Source organism: Prevotella sp. BV3P1 (assembly GCF_000479005.1).
Lineage (GTDB): Bacteria > Bacteroidota > Bacteroidia > Bacteroidales > Bacteroidaceae > Prevotella.
The window spans coordinates 37,967-62,237 of record NZ_AWXC01000025.1; the positions used below are offsets into that span (position 1 = coordinate 37,967).

At 37.6% G+C, this 24,271-nt stretch carries 24 protein-coding genes and 2 pseudogenes; 24 read left to right on the forward strand and 2 right to left on the reverse strand.

Annotated elements, in window-relative coordinates; genetic code table 11:
• Positions 1-59: 59 nt before the first annotated feature.
• Both HMPREF1254_RS04800 and fmt read right to left on the reverse strand, forming a co-directional pair.
• Positions 60-629 (reverse strand): L-threonylcarbamoyladenylate synthase, encoded by a 570-nt coding sequence (locus HMPREF1254_RS04800; protein WP_023057511.1) that lies wholly within the window; start codon positions 627-629, stop codon positions 60-62.
• A gap of 118 nt (positions 630-747) precedes the next feature.
• A complete protein-coding gene (gene fmt / locus HMPREF1254_RS04805; RefSeq protein WP_036891059.1) occupies positions 748-1,719 on the reverse strand; it encodes a methionyl-tRNA formyltransferase in 972 nt (323 codons plus the stop codon).
• 647 nt (positions 1,720-2,366) lie between these two features.
• On the opposite strand from fmt, the pseudogene HMPREF1254_RS11700 reads away from it, so the two are divergent.
• The 24 genes and pseudogenes from HMPREF1254_RS11700 to HMPREF1254_RS04910 all read left to right on the forward strand — a co-directional run.
• A pseudogene (locus tag HMPREF1254_RS11700) lies at positions 2,367-2,513 on the forward strand (NAD(P)-binding protein); the annotation flags it as partial.
• 21 nt (positions 2,514-2,534) lie between these two features.
• Positions 2,535-2,705 carry a UDP-galactopyranose mutase gene (locus tag HMPREF1254_RS11705; protein ID WP_196806290.1) on the forward strand — a complete coding sequence of 57 codons (171 nt, stop codon included), beginning with the start codon at positions 2,535-2,537 and terminating at the stop codon, positions 2,703-2,705.
• A 14-nt stretch (positions 2,706-2,719) separates the two neighbouring features.
• Positions 2,720-3,778 (forward strand): GDP-mannose 4,6-dehydratase, encoded by a 1,059-nt coding sequence (gmd, locus tag HMPREF1254_RS04815; protein ID WP_023057537.1) that lies wholly within the window; start codon positions 2,720-2,722, stop codon positions 3,776-3,778.
• A 116-nt stretch (positions 3,779-3,894) separates the two neighbouring features.
• Positions 3,895-5,106, forward strand: a complete 1,212-nt coding sequence (locus HMPREF1254_RS04820; protein WP_023057524.1) for a GDP-L-fucose synthase family protein — start codon at positions 3,895-3,897, stop codon at positions 5,104-5,106.
• Positions 5,107-5,203: 97 nt separating this feature from the next.
• Positions 5,204-6,463: a nucleotide sugar dehydrogenase gene (locus HMPREF1254_RS04825; protein ID WP_023057547.1), complete on the forward strand. Its 1,260-nt coding sequence runs from the start codon at positions 5,204-5,206 to the stop codon at positions 6,461-6,463.
• A 50-nt stretch (positions 6,464-6,513) separates the two neighbouring features.
• Complete coding sequence (locus tag HMPREF1254_RS04830) at positions 6,514-7,758, forward strand: hypothetical protein (RefSeq protein WP_023057530.1); 1,245 nt, start codon at positions 6,514-6,516, stop codon at positions 7,756-7,758.
• 43 nt (positions 7,759-7,801) lie between these two features.
• On the forward strand, positions 7,802-8,005 hold the full coding sequence (locus tag HMPREF1254_RS04835) for a hypothetical protein (RefSeq protein ID WP_023057562.1): 204 nt from the start codon (positions 7,802-7,804) through the stop codon (positions 8,003-8,005).
• Positions 8,006-8,175: 170 nt separating this feature from the next.
• Positions 8,176-8,334: pseudogene (locus tag HMPREF1254_RS11710) on the forward strand (IS1096 element passenger TnpR family protein); the annotation flags it as partial.
• A gap of 70 nt (positions 8,335-8,404) precedes the next feature.
• Positions 8,405-9,517 (forward strand): DegT/DnrJ/EryC1/StrS family aminotransferase, encoded by a 1,113-nt coding sequence (locus tag HMPREF1254_RS04840; protein WP_023057565.1) that lies wholly within the window; start codon positions 8,405-8,407, stop codon positions 9,515-9,517.
• Between the two features lie 159 nt (positions 9,518-9,676).
• Complete coding sequence (locus HMPREF1254_RS04845) at positions 9,677-10,366, forward strand: WbqC family protein (RefSeq protein WP_023057569.1); 690 nt, start codon at positions 9,677-9,679, stop codon at positions 10,364-10,366.
• Positions 10,363-11,175, forward strand: a complete 813-nt coding sequence (locus tag HMPREF1254_RS04850; RefSeq protein WP_023057563.1) for an ATP-grasp domain-containing protein — start codon at positions 10,363-10,365, stop codon at positions 11,173-11,175. Before HMPREF1254_RS04845 ends, HMPREF1254_RS04850 begins: the two co-directional genes overlap by 4 nt.
• A gap of 136 nt (positions 11,176-11,311) precedes the next feature.
• Entirely contained in the window at positions 11,312-11,749 is a 438-nt protein-coding gene (locus tag HMPREF1254_RS11450) for a hypothetical protein (protein WP_156099566.1), read from the forward strand.
• 26 nt (positions 11,750-11,775) lie between these two features.
• On the forward strand, positions 11,776-12,732 hold the full coding sequence (locus HMPREF1254_RS04855; RefSeq protein WP_023057517.1) for a glycosyltransferase: 957 nt from the start codon (positions 11,776-11,778) through the stop codon (positions 12,730-12,732).
• Entirely contained in the window at positions 12,732-14,165 is a 1,434-nt protein-coding gene (locus HMPREF1254_RS04860) for a lipopolysaccharide biosynthesis protein (RefSeq protein ID WP_023057536.1), read from the forward strand. The genes HMPREF1254_RS04855 and HMPREF1254_RS04860 overlap by 1 nt, the downstream gene beginning before the upstream one ends.
• A gap of 30 nt (positions 14,166-14,195) precedes the next feature.
• Complete coding sequence (locus HMPREF1254_RS04865) at positions 14,196-15,272, forward strand: acyltransferase family protein (protein ID WP_023057544.1); 1,077 nt, start codon at positions 14,196-14,198, stop codon at positions 15,270-15,272.
• Positions 15,250-15,642, forward strand: a complete 393-nt coding sequence (locus HMPREF1254_RS04870; RefSeq protein ID WP_036879324.1) for a GtrA family protein — start codon at positions 15,250-15,252, stop codon at positions 15,640-15,642. The genes HMPREF1254_RS04865 and HMPREF1254_RS04870 overlap by 23 nt, the downstream gene beginning before the upstream one ends.
• Positions 15,639-16,565: a glycosyltransferase family 2 protein gene (locus HMPREF1254_RS04875; RefSeq protein ID WP_023057509.1), complete on the forward strand. Its 927-nt coding sequence runs from the start codon at positions 15,639-15,641 to the stop codon at positions 16,563-16,565. Before HMPREF1254_RS04870 ends, HMPREF1254_RS04875 begins: the two co-directional genes overlap by 4 nt.
• On the forward strand, positions 16,555-18,102 hold the full coding sequence (locus tag HMPREF1254_RS04880) for a DUF6056 family protein (RefSeq protein ID WP_023057556.1): 1,548 nt from the start codon (positions 16,555-16,557) through the stop codon (positions 18,100-18,102). The genes HMPREF1254_RS04875 and HMPREF1254_RS04880 overlap by 11 nt, the downstream gene beginning before the upstream one ends.
• Positions 18,103-19,053, forward strand: a complete 951-nt coding sequence (locus HMPREF1254_RS04885) for a glycosyltransferase family 2 protein (RefSeq protein WP_023057554.1) — start codon at positions 18,103-18,105, stop codon at positions 19,051-19,053.
• A complete protein-coding gene (locus HMPREF1254_RS04890; protein WP_023057532.1) occupies positions 19,041-20,159 on the forward strand; it encodes a polysaccharide pyruvyl transferase family protein in 1,119 nt (372 codons plus the stop codon). The genes HMPREF1254_RS04885 and HMPREF1254_RS04890 overlap by 13 nt, the downstream gene beginning before the upstream one ends.
• The gene (locus HMPREF1254_RS04895; RefSeq protein WP_023057546.1) at positions 20,147-21,127 is read left to right on the forward strand and encodes a glycosyltransferase family 2 protein; all 981 of its coding nucleotides are present in this window, start codon (positions 20,147-20,149) and stop codon (positions 21,125-21,127) included. Before HMPREF1254_RS04890 ends, HMPREF1254_RS04895 begins: the two co-directional genes overlap by 13 nt.
• 1 nt (position 21,128) lies before the next feature.
• Positions 21,129-22,196 (forward strand): EpsG family protein, encoded by a 1,068-nt coding sequence (locus HMPREF1254_RS04900; RefSeq protein WP_023057507.1) that lies wholly within the window; start codon positions 21,129-21,131, stop codon positions 22,194-22,196.
• Between the two features lie 3 nt (positions 22,197-22,199).
• Positions 22,200-23,285 (forward strand): glycosyltransferase family 4 protein, encoded by a 1,086-nt coding sequence (locus tag HMPREF1254_RS04905; protein WP_023057598.1) that lies wholly within the window; start codon positions 22,200-22,202, stop codon positions 23,283-23,285.
• Positions 23,286-23,298: 13 nt separating this feature from the next.
• Positions 23,299-24,261, forward strand: a complete 963-nt coding sequence (locus tag HMPREF1254_RS04910; protein WP_023057572.1) for a glycosyltransferase family 2 protein — start codon at positions 23,299-23,301, stop codon at positions 24,259-24,261.
• The last annotated feature ends 10 nt before the right edge of the window (positions 24,262-24,271 follow it).

Here is a 24,271-nt window from a genome sequence, read left to right on the forward strand (position 1 = left end):
GCCTGTCTCATGAAAAGCGTGTGGGGTGGCCGTGGCGAAAAATGTCAAGAGCGTATTTGTTATTTTCTGATGATGGTTACTTCTCCATCTTCTGCCAGCTTGATGATGCTGCTGGGCGTGTGGGGTTTGTGCTCCTGTCTGCGCGAATGGCATACATAGTCTACCGCATCAAGTATCTCCTGACTGATGTCACCATAGTTGGCTGCTGCCGGTTCACCGCTAATATTGGCGCTGGTACTTACCAGAGCTTTCTGAAAGCGGTAGCACAGCTCATGCGAAAAGGGTTCTTTGGTGATGCGCAGGGCGATGCTTCCGTCTTCTGCAATCAGGTTGGGAGCCAGATTGATGGCACCATCCAGAATGATGGTTGTTGGCTTCACGGCCACGTCCAGCAAATCCCAAGCCACATTGGGCACCTGCCTCACATATCGTTGCAGACGTGCATCGGAATCGACCAGACAGATGAGTGCCTTCGAATCGTCGCGCTTCTTGATTTTATACACTTTGGCCACAGCGTCGGCGTTGGTCGCGTCGCAACCTATTCCCCACACGGTATCGGTGGGATAAAGTATCACGCCACCCTGTTTCATCACCTCTATGGCGTTCTTGATGTCTTCTTGTATGGTCATTTTGAGTTCGTGAGTTTTTTAGTTTTGTAAATTTTTAAGTTTATCTGGTTACTGTTTATTAGGCTAATTAAGCCAATAAGCCCAATTGGGCCAATTAGGTTTATTGTACTAATTGGCTTTATTCTCTCCACCCATTTAGGAAGTCTTTCGCGCTCATGCGTTTCTTGCCAGCGATTTGCAGCTCAGTGATTTCAAGCCAGTTGTCTTCGGTTGCAAAATACAGTTTCTTGTTTTCCACCCACATCGTACCCGGTGTCTCATCAGCCGCAAGGTTCGTTTTGCTTGATTTGTAAATCTTAAGTGTCTGTTGTTTGCCGTTGCCATCAGTGGCGAGGGTCCATGCTGCCGGATACGGACTTAGTCCGCGGATGAAATCGTACACCCGTTTAGCCGGCTGATGCCAATTGATTTGGCACGTCTCCTTGAAGATTTTCGGTGCCGGATGCAGTTCGGCTTCGTCCGCCGCATAGTGTTCTTGCGGTGTCGATGGAATCTCTCCGCCGTTCTCAATCAATTGGTCAATGGTCTCGAGGCATAGTTGTGCCCCCAGCACCATGAGGTGATTGTAGACATACTCCACGTCGGCATCGTCTGGAATCGGCATCGTTTTTTGCAGGATAATGCGCCCGGTGTCGATTTGATGGTCCAGGAAGAACGTAGTGACCCCGGTGGTTGTCTCGCCGTTGATGACGGCCCAGTTGATGGGTGCGGCCCCCCGATACTGAGGTAAGAGCGCCGCATGCACGTTAAAGGTGCCCAGTGGGGGCATGGCCCACACCACCTCGGGCAGCATGCGAAAGGCCACAACCACCTGAAGGTCGGCTTTATAGCCAGCCAACTGCTCCACAAAGGCGGGGTCTTTCATCTTCTGGGGCTGCAAAACGGGTAACCCTTGCGCCAAGGCGTACTTCTTCACCTCGGATGCCTGTAATGTGTCGTGATGTCGACCTACGGGCTTGTCGGGTTGTGTGACCACGGCCACAACGTTGTAACCTCCCTCCACGAGTGCGCGGAGCGAACCTACGGCAAACTCCGGGGTGCCCATGAAGACGATTCGTAGATTCTCTTTCGTGAGTTGTTTCTTATGCATCTGTTTGAGATGGATTTGTAGTTCGAGATACAAAGATAGGACAATTCGATAGGATAGCAAATATTTTGGACTTTTTTCTTTTTGTTTTGCTGTATTTTCCTTGTTTTTCTACCATTTCAAAGTCAATGAGTTTGGCGTGCAAAGTCAATGAGTTTGGAGGTCAAAGTCAATGGGTTTAGGGGGTAAAGTCAATGAGTTTGGAAAAGACGCTCTATAGACGCGGTGAAAATAAGGTAAATGGACTGGGCTACGGGTGTTGAATGATGGCCCGAAGTATTTTGCTTTCTGATTTTCATGCCTACAATAACAGATGTAAAAATTGCAGTATTGAAGAAAAATATTTAACTTTGCATGTTGAACTAGATACGCTATGTTTTGAGTGCTCTGCGAGTAATTCAGTTGCTCTACGGTGGAGACGAGAAACGGAGAAGTGCAAACGCGCTTGCCTGTCGGCCAGATGGGTAAGGAGAAGATGTTTTATCCTTTTCCGTTCTATGCTTCATAGAGCATTCAAATCTTTTTTAGGCGATGTGTACCTATTCATCCCTTCTATATAAAATTTCTGATGAATCCCTGCTGTCGTCACTGCGTATCGTGCGACAAATCGATTTAACATCCTATCTCATTCTTCTCCCTTTCAGTTAGTAATGGTGGCATTGAGCACGCAAAAATATGATTTTCTCATTGTTGGCGCAGGGCTCTTTGGCTGTATGTTCGCCCACTTGGCAACCCGGCGAGGCAAGAAGTGTCTGGTGATAGATAAGCGGCCTCACCTGGGTGGCAATCTTTATTGCTAACGCCTGGAGGGCATCCATGTGCATCGGTATGGCGCTCTCGTGAACGACAGTCACAACAGCGAACTGTATGCCCGCTACAAGGCGGTGGCTGACAAGGAGAAAAACGTCATCTTTGGTGGGCGTTTGGCAGAATATAAATATTACGACATGGCACCGATTGTAGACAAGGAGCTTAGCATGTTTGATTAAAATATGAATAGATTATGACAAGTTCAAAAGTAGCTTTAATCACCGGTATCACCGGGCAGGACGGCAGTTATTTGGCCGAATTCCTCATTGATAAAGGATATGAAGTGCACGGACTGCTGCGTCGCAGTTCGTCGTTCAATACGGGACGTATCGAACACTTGTATTTGGACGAGTGGGTGCGCGACATGAAGAAAGACCGCTTGGTGAACCTGCACTGGGCCGACATGACTGACTCTTCGTCATTGATTAGAATCATAGGCGAGATTCATCCTACAGAAATATACAACCTGGCGGCGCAGAGTCATGTGAAAGTGAGTTTCGACGTGCCAGAATACACGGCCGACACCGATGCTATTGGTGTGCTTCGATTGCTGGAGGCGGTGCGAATTTGTGGATTAGAAAAGAGTTGTCGCATTTATCAGGCCAGCACGTCAGAGCTGTTTGGCAAGGTACAAGAAGTTCCACAGAAGGAAACAACGCCATTTTACCCACGTTCTCCCTATGCCGTGGCCAAGTTGTATGGCTTTTGGATTATGAAGAATTATCGCGAAAGTTATGGCATGTATTGCTGCAACGGCATTTTGTTCAACCACGAGAGTGAGCGGAGGGGCGAGAATTTCGTGACTCGCAAGATTACCTTGGCAGCTGCACGTATAGCGCATGGGTTGCAGGACAAACTGTATCTGGGTAACTTAGATGCTCGCCGTGACTGGGGCTATGCGCCCGATTATGTGCAGTGTATGTGGCTGATGTTGCAGCAAGAGCAGCCTGATGACTTCGTCATTGCCACGGGTGAATATTATAGTGTACGCGATTTTGCCACCTTGGCTTTTCATCATGCTGGCATCGAGCTTGAGTGGAAGGACAAGGGGATGAACGAGAAGGGTATTGACAAGGCTACCGGTAAGGTGCTTGTTGAGGTAGACCCCAAGTACTTCCGCCCCGCTGACGTCGAACAGTTGCTCGGTGATCCCTCGAAGGCGAAAGAGAAACTTGGGTGGAATCCCCGCCAAACCAGCTTTGAAGAACTGGTCAAGAAGATGACGGAGTATGATTTGAAGCATGTGAAATAATAAGGTAAACAGCTTTTTCTTTCTAGATTATCTAGTTTTCTTAGATTACCTAGTTTTCCTAGTATGCCTAGTGTTCCTAAAATTCCTAGAAAATCTTAAAATCCTATTCATTCATCATGGCATTATCAAAAACATCTAAAATATATATCGCAGGGCATCACGGCTTAGTGGGTTCTGCCATCTGGAAGAATCTTGAAGCAAGAGGGTACAGCAAGCTGATAGGGCGCAGCCATAGCGAGTTAGATTTAACCAATCAGCAAGCTGTTGATAACTTTTTCAAGAAAGAACGTCCTGATGCGGTGGTGTTGGCCGCTGCCTTTGTGGGAGGCATCATGGCGAACAGTCTGTACCGAGCCGATTTCATCATGCAGAACATGATGATGCAATGCAACGTGATTTCATCAGCTTATAAATATGGTGTGAAAAAGTTACTCTTCTTGGGTTCCACCTGCATCTATCCAAAGAATGCGCCACAACCCATGAAAGAGGACGTGCTGCTTACTTCGCCTTTAGAGTACACCAACGAGGAATATGCCATTGCCAAAATTGCCGGACTGAAGATGTGCGAGAGCTATAACCTGCAATATGGCACGAACTATATTGCAGTGATGCCCACCAATCTATATGGCCCCAACGACAACTTCCACTTGGAGAACAGTCATGTGATGCCTGCCATGATGCGCAAAATATATTTGGCAAAACTGATTCATGAGGATAATTGGGAAGCCATTCGGGTGGACATGAACAAGCGTCCCATCAATCCAGTAAAAGCCTTGGCTGAGCAGATAGGAAAAGACAATGTTGATGGCGAGTGTAGTAAAGAACGAATTTTGCAAGCATTGAAGTTTTATGGCATAGAAGACAACAAGGTAACACTTTGGGGAACAGGCTCGCCACTGCGCGAGTTCCTTTGGAGTGAGGATATGGCAGATGCTTCGGTACACATCCTCCTTCATGTGGATTTCAAGGATATTATCGGCATAGACAAGTATTCGAGCGTGTTTTACGGCACTGCTACCGATGGTGAGGTAAACCGCAACAATAGCGAGGGGCGTGGCGGTGCCATTCCCTCACTTGGCGAGATACGCAACTGTCATATCAACATAGGTACGGGAAAGGAACTGACCATCAAGCAACTCTCCGAACTTATTGTACGAACTGTTGGCTTTACGGGAACCGTTGTGTGGGATGAAAGCAAACCCGACGGTACTCCGCGCAAACTCATCGATGTTTCTAAGCTACATTCTTTAGGCTGGACGCACAATGTGGAAATAGAGCAGGGCGTGCAGAAGTTATACGATTGGTACAGGCAGTCGCTGCAAGGATAAAGGTGTAAACAATAAAGATTACACCTATTATATATATAGGTCTCATCTACGTGACGGACAGTCGTTTTAATTTTAATTGAGAATTACACCGAATAGGATGAATGAAGTTAACAAGCAGTTAACCATCGCCGTAGCGGGTACGGGCTATGTAGGCTTAAGCATCGCCACGTTGCTCAGTCAGCACCACCATGTGTTGGCTGTGGATGTGGTGCAAGAGAAGGTTGACAAGATTAACCGGCGGGAATCTCCCATCAGCGATGAATACATAGAAAAGTTCTTTGCCGAGAAACAACTTGACCTGCAAGCAACCCTTGATGGCGAGACATCGTATAAGCAGGCTGACTTTGTGGTGATTGCCACGCCAACCAATTACGACCCTGTGAAGAACTTCTTCGACACCTCGCATGTGGAAGAGGTCATCGAGTTGGTGATGAAGGTAAATCCTCATGCCATCATGGTTATCAAGAGTACGGTGCCCGTGGGATATACGGAGAGTGTCAGTGAGAAATACAATTGTGGAAACATCCTCTTTGCCCCAGAGTTTTTGCGTGAGAGCAAGGCTCTCTATGATAATCTCTATCCCAGCAGAATCATCATTGGCCGGCCAGCGGGGAATGAAAAGTTAGAGCAGGCAGCACACGCTTTTGCCTCGTTGCTTCAGCAAGGCGCAATGAAAGAAAATATCGACACGCTGTTCATGGGAACCACCGAGGCTGAGGCTGTGAAACTGTTTGCCAATACTTATTTGGCACTTCGTGTCAGCTTCTTCAATGAATTGGATACATACGCCGAGATGAAAAACCTCTCCACCAAGGATATCATCCAAGGAGTAGGACTTGACCCACGCATAGGCTCGTTCTACAACAATCCCTCGTTTGGTTACGGTGGCTACTGTCTGCCTAAAGACACCAAACAACTTTTGGCCAACTATGAGGATGTTCCCGAAAACCTGATTGAGGCCATCGTGCAGAGCAACCGCACGCGCAAGGACTTCATTGCCGACCGTGTCTTACACAAAGCTGGTTATTACGATTATTTCAATGGCGGAGCCTTTGATACATCCAAAGAGAAAAAATGTGTGATTGGTATCTATCGCCTCACGATGAAGAGCAACAGTGACAACTTTAGACAGAGCAGTATACAGGGTGTGATGAAGCGAATCAAGGCTAAAGGTGCCGAGGTTATTGTATACGAGCCTACGCTCAAAGACGGCACCACTTTCTTTGGCAGTAGGGTAGTGAACAACCTCACTCAATTCAAGCAAGAGTCCCAAGCCATTGTTGCCAATCGCTACGACAGTGGGTTGGATGATGTGGAAGAGAAGGTTTATACAAGGGATATCTTTAAGCGAGACTGATTCGTTTATCAACTTAAAACAGAGAAACACTTCCAATTTAATTCATATTCATGAAAACGTATGTAAATTTTTGGCTATTATGTTTTATGCTGTTATTTCTTCGGACGGTAGAAACTCATGCACAAAGGTTTTATTTTAAAGAGTTGTTCAAAAATTGCGAGTATAAATATGGCAAAAAACAAACTCAGACAACATTTGAGCCTACCGATAAACGTTATAACCATCAATGGAAATTGACAGTTGACGGGAAACTTGTTAATAAAAAAAATGAAGTGGATTGCTTGCATGTGGGTACAGGAAACGATGCGTCTCAACTTATTCGTTTAGAAACTACAACACCGTTTAAGGATGTGGATTTAGTAAGAGTGTCCACCAATATAGCAGATAAACGAGGAGTTTACACAGTTAGTATGACCCTCAATTCGGATAAAGGCAATTTTATTAATACATGTAATATTACAAAAGAGGGAGATAATCGAAAAAGGGACTTAAGTAATTTTTATATTACGGAGAGTAAAATAAATAGTGGAACTCTTAAGGTTGAAATGAAAGCAAAAAAATATGAAGAAGGAGCTCTATATTTATATTTTATAGAAGTTGCTTCCGTTTTATCCGATCAGCAAAAACTACAAACCCAACACATCAAATCTGGAAAGACTTATTCATATCAAGTGCAGCGCACGTTTGCATCAGACCATTGGAACACCATCTGTTTGCCGTTCGATGTGAGCAAGGAAGCGTTAACAGAGGCAATGGGAAAGAATTGGGCATTGCGAGAGTTTGATAAGAAGGTTGAAAACGTGTTGAAGTTTAAGGATGCTGATGCGATTGAAGCTGGTGTTCCTTATCTCATCAAGCCTGCGGACAAGGTCGAAAATCCTATCTTCTCAAACGTAGTTTATCAAGATGTGAAACCGCAGACAGTTCAAGATGAAACAGGGCAATATGCTTTCGTCGGCACATTCGACCCAGTCAACTTAAAAGTTGATGGCTCCGATATGTTCTTGTTGGCTAATGGCAATCTTGCAAAACCTAAATCTGAAGAGGTGAGTCAAATGTATGGCATGCGGGCCTACTTCAAAATAAACGAACAAAGTAGTTCTTCTGCAAAGCAGATTACTTATGCTATTGATTGTGGCAGTGAAACTGTGAATGGAATACAATCGCTGCACTCACATCCTTCAACACGCAACCAGCCCATTTACAATTTGCAAGGCGTAGAAGTAGGAACAGACATCCTTCACTTGCCAGCAGGTGTGTATGTGATGGGTGGGAAGAAAATAATAAAAAGGTGAGGAGCAAGACAACCCCTATTTACTAACTCATTCTCTAATAATCATGAAACAATACACGGCACCTAAATTGACTATCATTCATTTGGATAAGGCTGCATGCACTCTTTTATCTGCCTCCTCAGTGAAGCAAATCAATAAAGAGAATAATGTCAATATCATCGGCAGCACCGAAGAAGATGATGCTCATAATGCCTGTGCCAAAGGATTTATGTTCCTGGACGAAGATGACTTTGACGATATTGAGTGATTTTCTCAAATTAGATAAAGAAAGGCTTCATTGATTCCAAACGGCTATCAATAAAGAAATAATAGAAAAGTTGTCATAATCCGAATTGGTATTCGATTTGTAGCCTCATGATTTGTATAGTTTCGTAGACAGGCCATGCCGTCGTATGCTGAACATAGCCAGGGTGCACCGCTGGCAAAGGAGTATGTCCTAAAGAAGATTGTGGCGGACTGTGGGGATATGAAGACATGAAAGAAAACGGAGAGGTCGACGATCCCAAAGACTTTGATTTGGAAGCGGCTAAAGCATTAGTAGAAGCGGTTGAACCTGAAGGGTTTGCGCCGTGGTAAGGGTGTTGTAAATGCTTTTATCAGTTTATAATATAATACTCTCTATCTTAAGAAATTACAGTACTATAATATGGATAAAAATATAATTACCGTCACGTCACCGCTGCTCCCAGACCTTGATGATTTTCATGGATTGTTAAAGGAAATCTGGGACAGTAAGTGGATAACCAACAACGGCTCTTTTCATAAGAAACTCGAAGCAGCGTTGTGTGAGTATCTAAAAGTACCATATATTAGTTTATTTACCAATGGTACTTTACCGCTAATAACCGCATTACAGGCATTACATATTACTGGAGAGGTAATTACAACTCCGTATAGCTTTGTAGCTACCACTCATGCTTTGTGGTGGAATGGTATCAAGCCTGTGTTTGTAGATGTAGATCCTTATACAGGTAATCTTGACCCAAATAAAATAGAGGCAGCCATAACTCCGCGAACAACAGCAATTTTACCTGTTCATGTCTATGGAAAGCCTTGCAATGTTGATGACATTCAGATGATAGCAGACAAGTATGGACTGCGTGTTATCTATGATGCTGCTCATGCTTTTGGAGTGGAAGTAAACGGAAAGAGTATTCTGAATGCTGGCGATATGAGTACGTTAAGTTTTCATGCCACTAAAGTTTTTAACACTGTTGAAGGAGGAGCTTTAGTGATGCACGATGAAAAGATGAAAAAACGGATTGATTATCTCAAAAACTTTGGCTTTGCAGGAGAAACAGAAGTTGTTGCTCCAGGAATCAATAGCAAGATGGATGAAATACGTTCAGCGTATGGATTACTTAATCTTCAACAGGTTGATGATGCCATTAATGCGAGAAAGAAGGTTGCCCTTACTTATCGTGATGCCTTACGAGATGTACCAGGAATAACATTTTGGAATGACATGCCAGGCGTGAAGCACAACTATTCTTATTTCCCTATTTTTGTTAATGCACAACAGTATGGTATGACACGTGATGAACTATATAACAAATTAAAAGTACACAATATATTAGGACGTCGCTATTTCTATCCACTAATAAGTACCTTTTCTACTTATCGTGCTTTAGAGAGTGCGCGGATGGATAATTTACCAGAAGCTATTAAATTGGCCAATACCGTAATATGTCTGCCCATGCATCACGCTTTGACTCAAGAAGAGTGTAATAAGGTCATTCAGGTGATTAAAATGATTTGAAAGAAATCATAAAATTTTGAAGTAAGATAGTTGATTGAATATTAACAGGATATTATTAGAATTTGTAAATATAGTCAATTGCTGACAACCTTATTTAAATAACTAATATAATATCTACTTAATATTTCTCTATTTGTGATATATTTAACAGGGAAGAAAATGAAATTGGGAATTATGCAGCCTTATTTTATGCCTTACATAGGGTATTGGCAGTTAATAAAAGCTGTAGATAAATATGTGATTTTTGATGATGTCAATTACATAAAAAAGGGTTGGATTAATCGTAATAATATTTTAGTGAATGGCAATAAAAAGTTATTTACCATCTCTTTGCACAATGCAAGTCAAAATAAACTGATTAATGAAGTAGCGATTGCTGACGATTTCGAAAAGTTTGATAAAACTATAATAATGGCGTATTCTAAGGCACCGTATTTTAAACAAGTAAATGCCTTGCTTCATGAAATTTATGCGTATCCAAAAGATAACCTTGCTTTGTTCGTTGCCAATAGTATTAAGAAGGTTGTTGACTATTTAGAAATAAAAACAGAGCTTATTTTGTCATCCAAATTAGACAAAGATAATTTTTTGAAAGGTCAAGATAAAATCTTAGCAATTTGTAAAGAGTTAAAAGCTGATACATATATTAATGCAATTGGCGGAAAAGAACTCTACGAAAAACAAAAATTTCATGAAAAAGGTTTGAATTTATTTTTTTTGGAACCTACAATCACGAAATACAAGCAGTTAAGTGGTGAGTTTGTGGGTGGACTTTCAATGATAGATATCATGATGTTTAATACTCCAGAACAAATTAGGGAAATGTTATCAAGTTTTGAATTAGTATGAAATTAGCTGTTATAGGAGCCTCAAAAGATCAATATTCGTTGTGCTTAAAGGCGAGAGAGTTGGGAATGGAAACTTTTTGTTTTGCTTGGGATAAGGATGCCGTATGTAAAACAATCGTAGACCATTTCTATCCTATCGATATTTTCGATACAGAGCGTATCATCGGTATTTGTAGAGAACAAGGTATACAAGGAGTTGTGTCAAACGGATCGGACATGACTGCAGAGGTTCAAGCCAAGGTTTCAGATATTTTGGGGTTGAATGGCACTCCCTATCATGTTTTTCATTCCTTGCGGGATAAGTATTACATAAGGCGATGTCTTGATAAAGTAGAAGGACTGAACCAGCCCCGTTATTACAAATATCAAGGAAATAACTTGCAAATTTATCCATGTGTAGTAAAACCATGTGTAGGAAGTGCAAAATGTGGCATAACTTATGTTGATTCCCCGAAGAATTTTTGCAAGGCTATTGATTATGCAAAAAAAGTAGATTGCAATGATATCTTGATTGAAGAGTTTGTTGAGGGAAAGGAAATTTCGGTAGAAACCATCTCATTTCATGGGCAACATGAAATTGTACAGATAACAGATAAGGACGCTTTGCCACCTCATTTTGTAGAGACAGGGCATCATCAACCTGCAGATTTGCCTAAAGACTTAAGTTATAGAATAAAAAAGATTGTACCTGCTATTTTAACCGTAATAGGATTTACAAATGGTGCCTCTCATATAGAGATGAAATATGCAGGGAGTGAGATATTTGTAATTGAAGTCAATCCAAGGGGTGGCGGAGATTATATTTCGTAAGTATTGACATATTTAAGTTCAGGAATAGACTATTTGGCAGCGATTATCAAAGTAGCACTTAACACATTTCAAAGTGTGCAGTCACTAAAAGACAAAAATGAGTCTTTTTCTGGAGTTTATTTTTTATGCAAACAAAGTGAACAAAATCTTCTTCTCTTTACAAAAAACCACTGATGAGCCGTGGATAGTGGAAAAGAAAATGGCTTCCAATCAAATAACAGAAAGTATTACGAATAATGATAGAAGTACATATCTGATTTATCAATCAGATCACAAGATTGGTGCAATAACAAGGCATGTTTTCTCTCTAAAAGATTTTAATTTAGGTAAGCAGATGTTTATAGATTTTATGCGGCATATAGAAACAAAGGGACGTACAGGGTTTGGGGGAGGTACTCCTGACAAGATGTGGAAAGAGAATTCTGTGCTTGCTTATTTTGAAGGAGATAAAATAATATCGTGCATGGTAATGAATGAAAAAACAAATCAGGAATTTGCATTCCCTTGTGTTTCCAACCAAGTTTTTGAAGAAATGCGCAATGCAAAGAAGACTTTTGAAACCTCTTATATGTAAAATTTTGAATTTTTGTTGGTATAAGGATGAAAGAACATAATCGTATAGTGGTTGCCATTGAGTGTATGGTTTTTAATCATGAGCCATATATAAGGCAATGTCTTGAAGGGTTTATCATGCAAAAGACAAACTTTCGTTTTGTCGCTATCGTACACGATGATGCGTCAACAGATAACTCAGCATCAATTTTAAGGGAATATGAACAGCGTTATCCTAATATTATACATGCTATTTATGAAACACAAAATCAATATTCGAAACATGATGAAAGTCTTTCCAGAATTATGTTGGATGCTGTTCGTGGTACGGATGCTAAATATATTGCTATTTGTGAAGGTGATGATTATTGGACAGACCCCTTAAAACTTCAAAAACAGGTAGATTATTTAGAGAGTCATCCAGAAGTAAACTTAGTCTATACTGGATTCAATAATGTAAATGAGAACAGTGTTCCTATTGTTCGGCCTTATTATGAATTTCTTAGAAAACACTCTAAAAGTGGAGATATTTTTCATCAGCTGATTTATCGAAACTTTATTATGACCTTGACGGTCTGTTTTCGTTCAGACGTACGAATGACAAATACATATATCAACAATCCTGTTCCTTTTTACGATTATGGATTATTTCTTGCTGCGTCTATTCATAGTAAAATAAAATATTTTCCAGAGATTATGGGAAATTATAGACGGACTCCAGGAAGTTTGATAACTTCGCATAAAAGCGAAGTTAATAAAAAACTTTCGCAAGTGAGGCTTTATTTTGCGCAATGTTTTTTGAAGGGTAAAGGCGCCAAACGTTCATGGAGAAGAAATAGAATCATTGAGTACAATATAGTGAAGGGCTTTTTATTTGATAAATCAAATTTGCATAAACTATATACAGATTTTCCTTATTTGCGTTTATACCAGATTCCCTGTTCAATAGAGCATTTTATAGTTAGAGTGTTAAAGAAATTACACATCATTTCAAAGTTTTATTAATGGCTTCAGAATTAAAACAAAAGACAATAAAAGGACTTCTTTGGAGTGTTGTTGATAATTTCTCTAATTTAGGAGTTTCTTTTATTATTGGTATTATTTTAGCAAGGTTGTTATCGCCAGATGATTACGGTCTTTTGGCAATGATAAATGTGTTTTTGGCCATTTCTCGTTCTTTTATTGATAGCGGTTTTGGAAATGCATTGATTCGTAAGCAGGACATGACGCATCACGATTGTTCCACAGCGTTTATATTTAATGTTGTCGTTTCATTATTTTTTTATTTGGTTCTGTTTTTTCTTGCGCCATTGATAGCATCATTCTATCATAGACCTATATTATCTTCGCTTCTTCGCGTAGAGGCAGTTTGTATGATAATTAACGCTTTTGTTATTGTGCAGATAACCCTTATCAATAAAAAGGTTGATTTTAAGAAAACTACAAAAATAAGTCTTATTTCTAATGTGATATCTGGAGCATTTGGTATATTTCTTGCGTATTGTGGGTATGGCGTTTGGGCTTTGGTAGGTATGCACATATTAGCAAGTTTAATATCCGCACTTTTGTTTTGGCTGATGACAGATTGGTATCCAACTCTTGTTTTTTCGTATAAATCGTTTAAGTATTTATTTGGTTTCGGATCTAAGTTGTTGACAACAGGTATTCTTGATGTTATCTTTAGAAATCTATATCCTATACTAATAGGTAAATTCTTTTCAGCTTCAAGTCTTGGATTTTATACTCGTGCAGAAACTTTAGCTAAGCTGCCGTCTGAAACTCTTACAGGTGTTATCCAGCGTGTAACTTTCCCTGTCTTGAGTCAGATTCAAGATGACGAAGAGAGATTGTCTGCCAATTATAGAAAACTTCTCAAAATGACCGCTTTTATTATTTTCCCCTTAATGGTTGGGTTAGCCGCTGTTGCAAAGCCTTTAATTTTAGTATTGTTGACAGCTAAATGGTCACAGTCTATCATTTACTTACAGATTATCTGTTTTGGTATGATGTGGTATCCTATTCATGCGATAAATCTCAATCTTCTTCAGGTAAAAGGTCGTACTGATATTTTCCTAAAAATAGATATAATTAAGAGGTTCATTACTGTTGTGGTTTTGTTCTGTGCAATTTCATTTGGTGTGATAGGAATGTGTTTGGCATCAGTAATTTCTTCTCTGATAAGTCTTTTCATTAATACATATTATACAGGGAAAATGATAAATGTAGGTTTTGTAGTACAACTGAAAGACCTTTTACCAATACTCTTAAATTCGTTCCTTATGGCTGGAATAGTTTTCTATTCAGTGAGATTATTTGACAATAATTTCATCAACTTGTTAATTGGTATTTTAATAGGAGTCATTTCCTATGCTTTTGGAGCATTGCTGTTGGCAAAGGATGAAGTTTTAGAGTTTAGAAATGTAATATATAGAAGGTGATTCAGATTTAGGGAAAAACATTCATATTTTATGGCTATCAAAAAGAGAGATTCTAATATTGAATTGTTTCGCATATTCTTGATGTTGATGATTATATCTCACCATTATGTTGTAAACAGTGGGATTACAGATTTGTTCAGATACGATGAAATTTCTGCAAATACAATATTTTTGGAATTATGGGGTTGGGGAGGTAAATGTGGTATCAATTGTTTCATTTTGATTACTGGCTACTTCATGTGCAGGCAGTCTTTTTTGTGGTTTAAATTTTTGAAGCTTGTTTTAGAAGTAGAGTTTTATAGTATAGGTATTTATTTGGTCTTATCATTATGTGGTGTGACCAACTTTAACTTTATTGAATTATCTAAGTCTGTGTTGATATTGCCAAGAGATATAGGGCATGGATTTACAGGAAGTTTCATAGCTCTTTATTTATTAATACCATATATTAATATGTGTATTAATCAGATGACAAAGAAGCAGCATTCTGTCCTTTTGATTATTCTTCTTATAATTTTTACACTTATTCCTACTTTCTTAGTTACGCATGTGTACGAATATCTTGGGTGGTATATAACAGTTTATTTGATTGGTAGTTGGATACGATTATATCCCCAGGAGTGGATGACTAATCAAAAGAAAGTAGTTGTTATTTTAGTGATAAACTACCTGTTGGTTGTAGCCAGTATTTTGGCAATGTTTTATTTTGGATTACAGAAACATCAAATTATTCAATGGGATATTTATTATTTTGTAAGCGATTCTAATAAAGTATTCGCTGTAACGATGTCTGTTTTATTGTTTTGTTTCTTTAAGAACATAAACATAGGATACAATAAATCGATTAATAAAATAGCAGCTACTGTATTTGGTGTTTTCTTAATTCATACAAGTGGCGATGCAATGAGACATTTTATATGGAATGACCTTCTTAAAACTCCTGAGCAGTATTACTCTGATACTTTATTTTTACATGCGATATTTTCTGTACTTATAATTTTCTCTATAGGTTCTTTAATAGACAGAATTAGAACCATATTTATAGAGAAACCCCTGTTTCGTATATTTAACGATATTTATATTAATGCATATAAACAGAATCAATAGACAGTTGTTTTTTGAAGTTGTTAGATATGGAATTGTTGGCATATTAGCAACTGTTATTCATTATGGGATATATTGGATTCTTCAACATTGGGTTAATATTAACATTTCGTATACAATTGGATATGCTATCAGTTTTATTTGTAATTTGTTTTTAACATCCTATTTTACATTTAAGAAAAAGGTGACTTTTAGACGTGGCATAGGTTTCAGTAATGCGCATATTGTGAATTACTTTTTACAAATGATTTTGCTTAATGTATTTATTCGATGTGGAATGAGTAAGGCATGGGCACCTGTGCCTGTATATTGTATAGTTATACCCATTAATTTTCTTTTAGTGAGATACGTATTTAAGACTAAAAATAAATGAAAAAAGTAACAATTCTTATACCTTGTTATAATGAAGCACAATCATTACCTCATTTATATTGTGCATTAGAAAATTTAATGAATGTCTGCAGTAAGTATGAATGGGAAATACTTATGATTGACGATGGAAGTACTGATACAACTCTGACCGTAATGAAAGATTTACGAAAGAGTGACCGTAGGATTTGTTATGTAAGTCTGTCTAGAAACTTCGGTAAAGAAAATGCCATGTTGGCAGGTTTTGATTATGCTACAGGAGATAGTCTTGTTATCATTGATGCAGATTTACAGCATCCGCCATTAGTAATTGTTTCCATGTTGGAGAAATGGGAAGAGGGGTATCAGGATGTTTATGGTAAGCGCATAACACGAGGTAATGAACCTCTGTTACGAAAAATGCTGACATCATTTTTTTACAAATTAATACAAAAGAGTGTTGAGTATAACATTCTACAGAATGTTGGTGACTTCAGGCTATTGGACCGTAAGTGTATTGAAGCGTTAAAAGAATTGAGAGAATCTGAAAGGTATACAAAAGGTATGTTTGCATGGATAGGTTTTAAGAAGACCTATGTTGAGTTTGAGACCAAAGAAAGAATTGCTGGGAATAGCCATATGAGTTATAAAAAGTTGCTTAAATTGGCTTTTAATGGTATATCTTCTTTTACCGTAGCACCCTTAAGATGGTCAGCATATTTAGGATTCTTAGTGTCACTAATTGCTTTTATATATTCTGTTTTTGTTTTTATGAAGACAATCATTTTAGGTGAGGTTGTTCAGGGCTACCCCACATTGGTGATACTAATACTTTTCTTTTCTGGGCTACAATTGATTATTTTAGGTGTTATTGGAGCATATCTTGGAAAAATTTTTACTGAATCAAAAAAACGACCAGTTTATATAGTTAATGAATATGAGAAATAAATTTTACATAATAGCCTTTATTATAGGTGTTATTTTCTTGTTACTCAATATCCTTACACCAGAAACTGGGGACGATTGGGCTTATAAATATATTTTTCAACAATCACCTTATGATTCATATACGCCTATAGGCAATCTTGCAGATATTTTAGAAAGCCAATATAATCATTGGTATATCCAAAATGGAAGATTTATTCCACATTTCTGTCTACAGACATTTAGTGGAGTTTTTGGGAAAGGATTATTCAACATAGGGAATACAATTATCTTTCTGGCTTTCCTTTTCTTTCTCTTAAAATTGGTATCGCCTATTGAAAGAAAACTAACAGACACTCAAAAAACTCATTTTTTTATACTTTCTTCTTCACTGATATTTCTTTTTTTTCCTGATTTTAAAAGATGTTTCTTGTGGATGTCAGGTAGTTTCAACTATTTGTGGTCTGGCTTTTTTTGTCTTATTTTTGTTTCTTGCATGGATTCTTTCACAAGCAAACGAAAAAATAGTTTAGATTACATAGGTTTGTTTATTTTAGGTTTAGTATGTGGTTGGACCCACGAATGTATAGTTTTAGGTTTGGGAGTTGGATATTTTGTTTATTATATATTTTTTTTACGGCATGAATTAACTCCTAATAAATTATGGCTTCTTAGTGGATTTTATTTGGGTGTCATCTTCCTTGTTTTCGCCCCTGGCACAATTAATAGAGGTGTTAGTGCCATTGGTACGAATGTCTCGGTTTTTTCGGATTACTTCACCACGTTGCAAAGCATGGTGAATTTGCGATTGCTGCCTTTACTTATTATTTTTCTTATAATCTTAGTATGTTCAAAGAAACTGTTATTAAGGGAGTTCTTGTATGAAAATATAGTTTTGGTAGTTGCTATCTTGGTTTCTTTTGTCTTTCTTGTTTTAGTAAAGAATACAAGTGCCAGGTCTCGCTTTGGCATTGAATTATTTTCTTTGATTCTTATACTGAAATTAACAATAAGGTATCCTATAAAAAAATATATAACATGGTCTCTTGGGTGCATTTGTTTCTTGTTGTCAGCACTTGTTATCCATATATGTAGAAATAATTATAACAATTACCAAGAGGAATTATTGCAGTTACAGAATCCAAATACTCAATACATAATAACACAGAAGACTAATTTTAACAGACATTTGCTGCGTTTTGTCGTTTCAACTCCTGGCGGAATGAGTGATGTTTCTTATAATTCTGATTTTTGGGCAAATAAAGCAATCGCACATGCTTTTAAAAGAAAAAATGCGATTTTCCTTCCAATTGAATTTGTACAAGACTTTGTTAGAAATACAAATAAATACAGACAATGGCATACTTTGGATGAATTAGATTTCTATGCAAAACGTATTGATGAATCTGTAAAATTTGATGAATTAAGAATGGCAATAAAGCGTGATAAGTTGAAGGTAGAGCAATACAAAAAAGACCAAGGTTGTTATCCTTTTTCGTTTGTGAAAATTGGAAATCAAGATGTTATGCTTGTCAGTAAAATGATAGACTTACAAAAATAGATGAAATTTAGCGTAACTATACCAGCATTTAAAGCAGCTTATTTGCAGGAATGTATTGAAAGTATTATTGCCCAAACGTTCGATGATTTTGAGATAATAGTTGTTAATGATAATTCACCAGAAGATATTGATAGCATTCTTTGCAAGTTTGATGATAAGAGACTGAGATATTTTAAAAACGAAGTAGGATTTGGGGCAGAGCATGTGGTTGAAAATTGGAACAAATGTTTGGAATATGCTCATGGTGAATATGTTATTTGTATGGGTGACGACGATCGATTAGGACCTAACTGTCTGAGTGATCTTTTTGAGTTGATTGAAAAATATCCCATGTTGGATGTTTATTATTCCAGAACAGAATTAATCGATGAACATTCGCAACCTTATGTTGTTTATGATACCCGTCCCGAACGTGAAACGGTCTATGAAATGATTTATAACCGTTGGCACGGAGGAAGTATGCTTATAGGTAATTATTGTTATCGCGCTGACGCTTTAAGGAAACGTGGTGGCTTTTATGATTTACCGTTTGCTTGGGGATCGGATGCCATATCAGCATATCAAGGTGGTGAAAAAGCAGGAATCGCAAATACTCGTCAGGTGGGCTTTCAATATAGAACTAATAGATACAGTATAAGTAGAAAAGTTGATAACATAGCAGGAAAGGTTCGGGCTCTAACGCTACAACGAAAATGGTTTGAGAACTTTTTTAGTAAGGTTCCAGATAATGAAGAAGATAGAAAAATTCTTTGTTTATTAAGGAGCGAATTAGACGAACATTTTCAACAAATGATTGCAAGAGATATTGTGTATGGTATTTCTATTAATCCCTTAAAACAGACAAGGTTTTGGCTGACTAATTCTTCTTCATATGGATTGAGTCATGTTTTCGTGTTAAAGTGTTTTTGTAGAGGTATTTTTAATTTTATTAAAAACAAATGTCAAAAATAGGAATCATAACATTTCATGCGTCATTTAATTATGGCTCAATGCTTCAGGCGTATGCTCTGCAAACATTCCTTCATATGAAAGGGCATGATGTAGAATTTATAAATTATAGGTCTCATTTTCAAAAGCAAATTTATTATAAACCATTTGACGTTCACTCAAAATATTCTTTATTATCTAGTTTAAAGAGATTGTTGCTTTACCCATCATCTATCAAAGAGCTATCAAAAAAATGGTATCTATTTGATGAATTTCTTTCAAATAATCTTCGTGTCTCCTCTTCTGAATATAATTCTATAGATGAGTTGCAACAGGCACATTTTAATTATGACATTGTTGTTGTAGGCAGTGATCAAATATGGAATAGCAATGCATCAGATTCAGGTGAGGCTTATTTTGCAGGTTTCTTGCCAAGCAGTGTCGAAAAGGTGGCTTATGGACCTTCGTTTGGGCAAACGCCAGAGAATAATAACGTTGATGTAATTCGGAACTTTCTAAAAGGTTTTAAAGCAATTTCTGTGAGGGAAGAACGAGCAAGGAAATTCTTGCAGGACAATAATATAGCTTCAGATGTTGATGTCGTATGTGATCCAACACTATTGCTGTCAGCTCATGAGTATGAAAAACTTATACAAGATGAACCTTTGATAAAAGGGGAGTATATATTTTTTTATACTCCTGTGGGTTTGCCTAAAGAGTATTTTGCTATAGTAAATAATTTGGCTGAGAAACTAAGTATACCTGTTTATACAGAACGGGCATATTATCCTCATGATTTGCGGAAATTTGCTAACATTAAGAATTTTCCCGCAGTTGGACCTTGTGAATTTCTTAATTTAGTAAAAAATGCCAAATACGTCTGTGGAGGTTCTTTTCATCTTCAAGTTTTTTCAATTTTGTTCAAGAAAGATTTCTATTGTATCAATGGGGATCAAGATAGTCGGACAAATAATTTATTAACTAAATTAGGTTTAGAGAGTAGAATTATCAGTCTTACAAAACCTCAAATAGGAATTCCTCATAAAATAACAAACTATGAAAGTGTTTTTGAAAAGTTGAAGACTTATAGGTCACATTCAATTGAATTTATTGACAAATGGATCAATTAACAACCCCTCTCGTCTCTGTTATTATTCCTATATATCAGGCAGAGAAAACACTATGTAAGGCTTTGGATAGTGTGTTAGGTCAGACTCTTACCGAGTTTGAGGTTATCCTGATAGATGACGGGAGTACTGATAATTCAGGATATATTTGTGATGAATATGTACGCAAGGACAGGCGGGTAAAGGTTGTTCATCAATGCAACAAGGGTGTTTCTGCCGCACGACAATGCGGTATAGAACGTGCAAGAGGTGAGTATTCCATACATGTGGATCCTGATGATTGGGTAGAACCAGAGATGTTACAAGAACTTTATAGGTGTGCCAAAAGGCATGATGCAGATATGGTGATTTGTGATTTCTATGAAAATTCATATAAAGGACAAAAATATATCAAGCAAGAACCCTCAGCATTAGATGCGTCAGTAGTTTTAGAAGATATATTTTTTAAGCTGCACGGTTCAACTTGCAATAAATTAATCAAACACAGCTGTTATATACGGAATAAAGTCCACTTCCCTTTGAATATATCTTTTTGTGAAGATCAATATGTGATCGCTTCACTATTATTGAATAATCTAAAAGTTGCCTATTTACCAAAGGCCTTTTATCATTATCAGCGTGATGATTCAAAAAAATCATTATCTTTAAAATATACAGAAGCTTCGTTAAGTGAGGATATTTTAATAAGGTCATTATTTAATCAATTGTTGAAAGATACAAATATTAGGCAGCAAGTTTATTCTATGAAGTCATATATGATTGTGTCCAAAGCCTTCTTCGGTGGCAGACATTTGTTTTCGTCAAAGATGTTTAAAGAAATATTTATAGCCTATGTTTCTTATGTCAAAGAATCGAAGTCAAATTGGATAGAAAAGCTTTTAATTTATATTTCTTGTAGGGGAGGATATCAATTTTGTGTAAGACTCTTTGATTTCTTACTTCAGATTAATCATAATTTAGTTCGAAAATAATATGCTTTATATAGCTACCTTTGTTATTTTTTATATTTATTGTGTCAGCCTTTGCAATAAACCATATACAAAGCAAGACAAAGTGCTTAAGATTGGAGCAGTTGTGATAGCTGTTTTGATAGGCTTTAGGAAAGGGTGGCCTGATGAGGATGCCTATTTATTTGCATTTAATGGAGCTCCTTACTTAAATGAGTTTTCCTGGGACACACAGTCGCTTGCTTATGCTGAACTCGGTTACTTCTATTTGGCATCAGTCATAAAAACAATTTACTTTAACTCCACCTTTTATTTTTTAGTAATGGGTGGACTTTCTATGTATTTACTGTATAAGTGTTTAGATAAATATTGTTTATTGCCACTTATCGGCTTTTGTGATTATATTGCGCGTTTCCTATTAAATAGAGATTTTACCCAGATGCGTTCTTCCTTGGCTATTCTTTTAATTGTCATAGCAACAAAATATATCTATGAAAAGAAAATGTGGAAATACATGCTTGTGGTATTACTGGCGTATCAGTTCCACCATTCTGCTTCATTGGCAATTCCACTTTACTTTTTTTGTATGTTGAATTTGAAGCATTGGCATATTGTCACGGGCATCTTAATTGCATTTCCCCTTGCAGCAATTTTTGCCCCATCAATATCTGTCCTGTTATCAGATTGGAGTGAGGACCTTCAAATTAAGACTTATACCGAGGGTGGATACGTTGAGCTGGCGTTAGGATTCGCCAATCCCATGATCTATTTTCAAATAGCTGTTTTGTTACTTTTTACATTTAGAGAGAAGCAACTTACTCGTCTAACACCCTATTATAATATATTTAGAACTGGATATTTTTATTCTACCTTATTCTTGATATTCTTTTGTAATTATACTGCACTTTCAGGGAGAACATCTACCATTTTTGCTACGTTTGAGATATTTATTTTGTCTGCATTAGCATTGACTTTCTCTGGAGTACAACGAAAAATATATTTTACAAGTTTAGTCGTCATTTTGAGTTATTTCTTTTATAGTAAATATTGGGCGGCAATGATGATGACTAACGGGGCTGCAGGATTCTTTTAATTTATGAAAGTAGTAGTTGTTTGTACACGCCTATGTTTCGGTGGAGCCGAAAGAGTGGGAGTTATGCTCGCTAATGGATTAGCACAGAGAGGTCATCAGGTTACATTGTGGGCTGATCTTTATGATCAGGTTACTTATCCGATAGATGAACGTGTAACCTTATCCAATCTATACACAAAACAATATTCTGGGTTGGCAAAATGGAGGAACTCCATTCATAATTTGCGCAATACATGGAAGAAAGAAAAGCCTGAGGTAGTCATTGGCATTATGTGGGCATGTTCTTTAAAGGCGCGTATAGCTACAATAGGATTAAATGTTCCAGTCATCAGTACTGTTCATGATGCTTTCGAACACCCAAAGAGTGCACCGATGTCTTCATTTGAATATTTCCATAAGTTTTATCTTAATAAGCTCTATCGGTGTGTTACAGTGTTGACCCATGCCGATAAAAAGATTATAGGTAAAAGGCTTAAGAATGTTTATGTAATGCCCAATCCTTTGGGACTTGCTCCAGTCGTAGAGGTTCCGCAAAAAGACAAGGTTATATTAGCCGCTGGGCGGTTAGATAGCTGGTATGTAAAAGGATTCGACTTGCTTATTGAAGCATGGGGACAAATAGCCCATCGCCACCCAGATTGGACATTGAAAATTGCAGGTTCGGGAACAGATACGAGTAAGCAATTTATACAAAGGTTAGCTAAGAAGCATCAAATAGAGAATCAGTTTCAATTAATTGGGTTCCAAAAGAATATTGATGAAATCTATAAAAGTTCAGCCATCTTCGTACTGAGTAGCCGGTATGAGGGCTTTGGACTCGTTTTAATAGAAGCCATGAGCCAAGGTTGCGCTTGTGTAGCTGCTGATTATAAAGGCAGGCAGAAAGATATAATTACAGATGAATCTGAAGGTATCACCTGTGAACCCGAAGATGCAGTGTTGTTAGCACGAGGTATGGATCAACTGATTTCAGATGAAGATTATCGCCTATCAGTTCAGCAACATTCAATAGAGGCGAGTAAACGCTTTTCTTTAAACAAGATTATTGACAAATGGGAACACCTGCTGACAATTCTATCAGATAATTAGAAAGTAATGAAATATGAATAATGTGCCAACCATAACCGTTTTGACTCCTGCTTACAACAAAGGTAAGACGATAAAAAGAACATTTGAGAGTTTATTAAACCAGACCAGTTTTGATTTTGAGTGGGTCTTAATCAATGATGGAAGTACTGATAATACATTAGAGGTAATCAATGGCTTTCAGACAGATAAATTTCCTATTCGATTTACAAATAAGCAGAACGAAGGACTTAATCGCACTTATAATCTTGGTGTAAGATTAGCAGAAGGAAAGCTGATATTTCGTTTAGATCCAGATGATTATTTGGTTGAGGATGCTATTGAAAGTGTCATCCAATATACACAGCTTCTTGATAGCGATGATCAATTATGCTCTGTGGCTTTCCTTACCAAATATTCTAATGGAAAGATTGTCGGAACCCATCCCTATACTGAGCCTAAAAGAAGTAATTTTATTGATTACAGAATATTGGATAAAGGGAGAGGAGACCGCATCGAGGTTGTTAAAAGAGAAGTCTTGCTTCAATATCCAATGCCAGAGATTGAAGGAGAGAAGTTCTGCTTAGAATCGGTAATGCAACAGAATATAGCAGAGGAATATGATGCGCTTTATATACCAAAAGCCATATATATTCGTGAATATAATGAAGCGAGCATTACATCTAACTTAGTGCGTGTTTTTTCTCAGAATCCTGAAGGGACATTATTGACTTACTCACAGAGTGTGAATATTTTAGTGAGGAAGCAAAAGGAAGGCTATCCTGTAAGAAGAGAAATATTTAAAACTGGAATAAATTATTTCAGATTTTGTCTTTACTCCAAAGAAAAGATGAAAGATATTTTTAAAAAAGTTCCTAAATTTATTTGTTTTGAGTGTTTCATACCTGGTATGTTATTATATGGTATTGATCAGCTAAATCCCAATTGGGTTTATAATTCTTTATTCTGGGTAAGAAAAAACATTGGTATTTTTAAGTAAATATATCTGC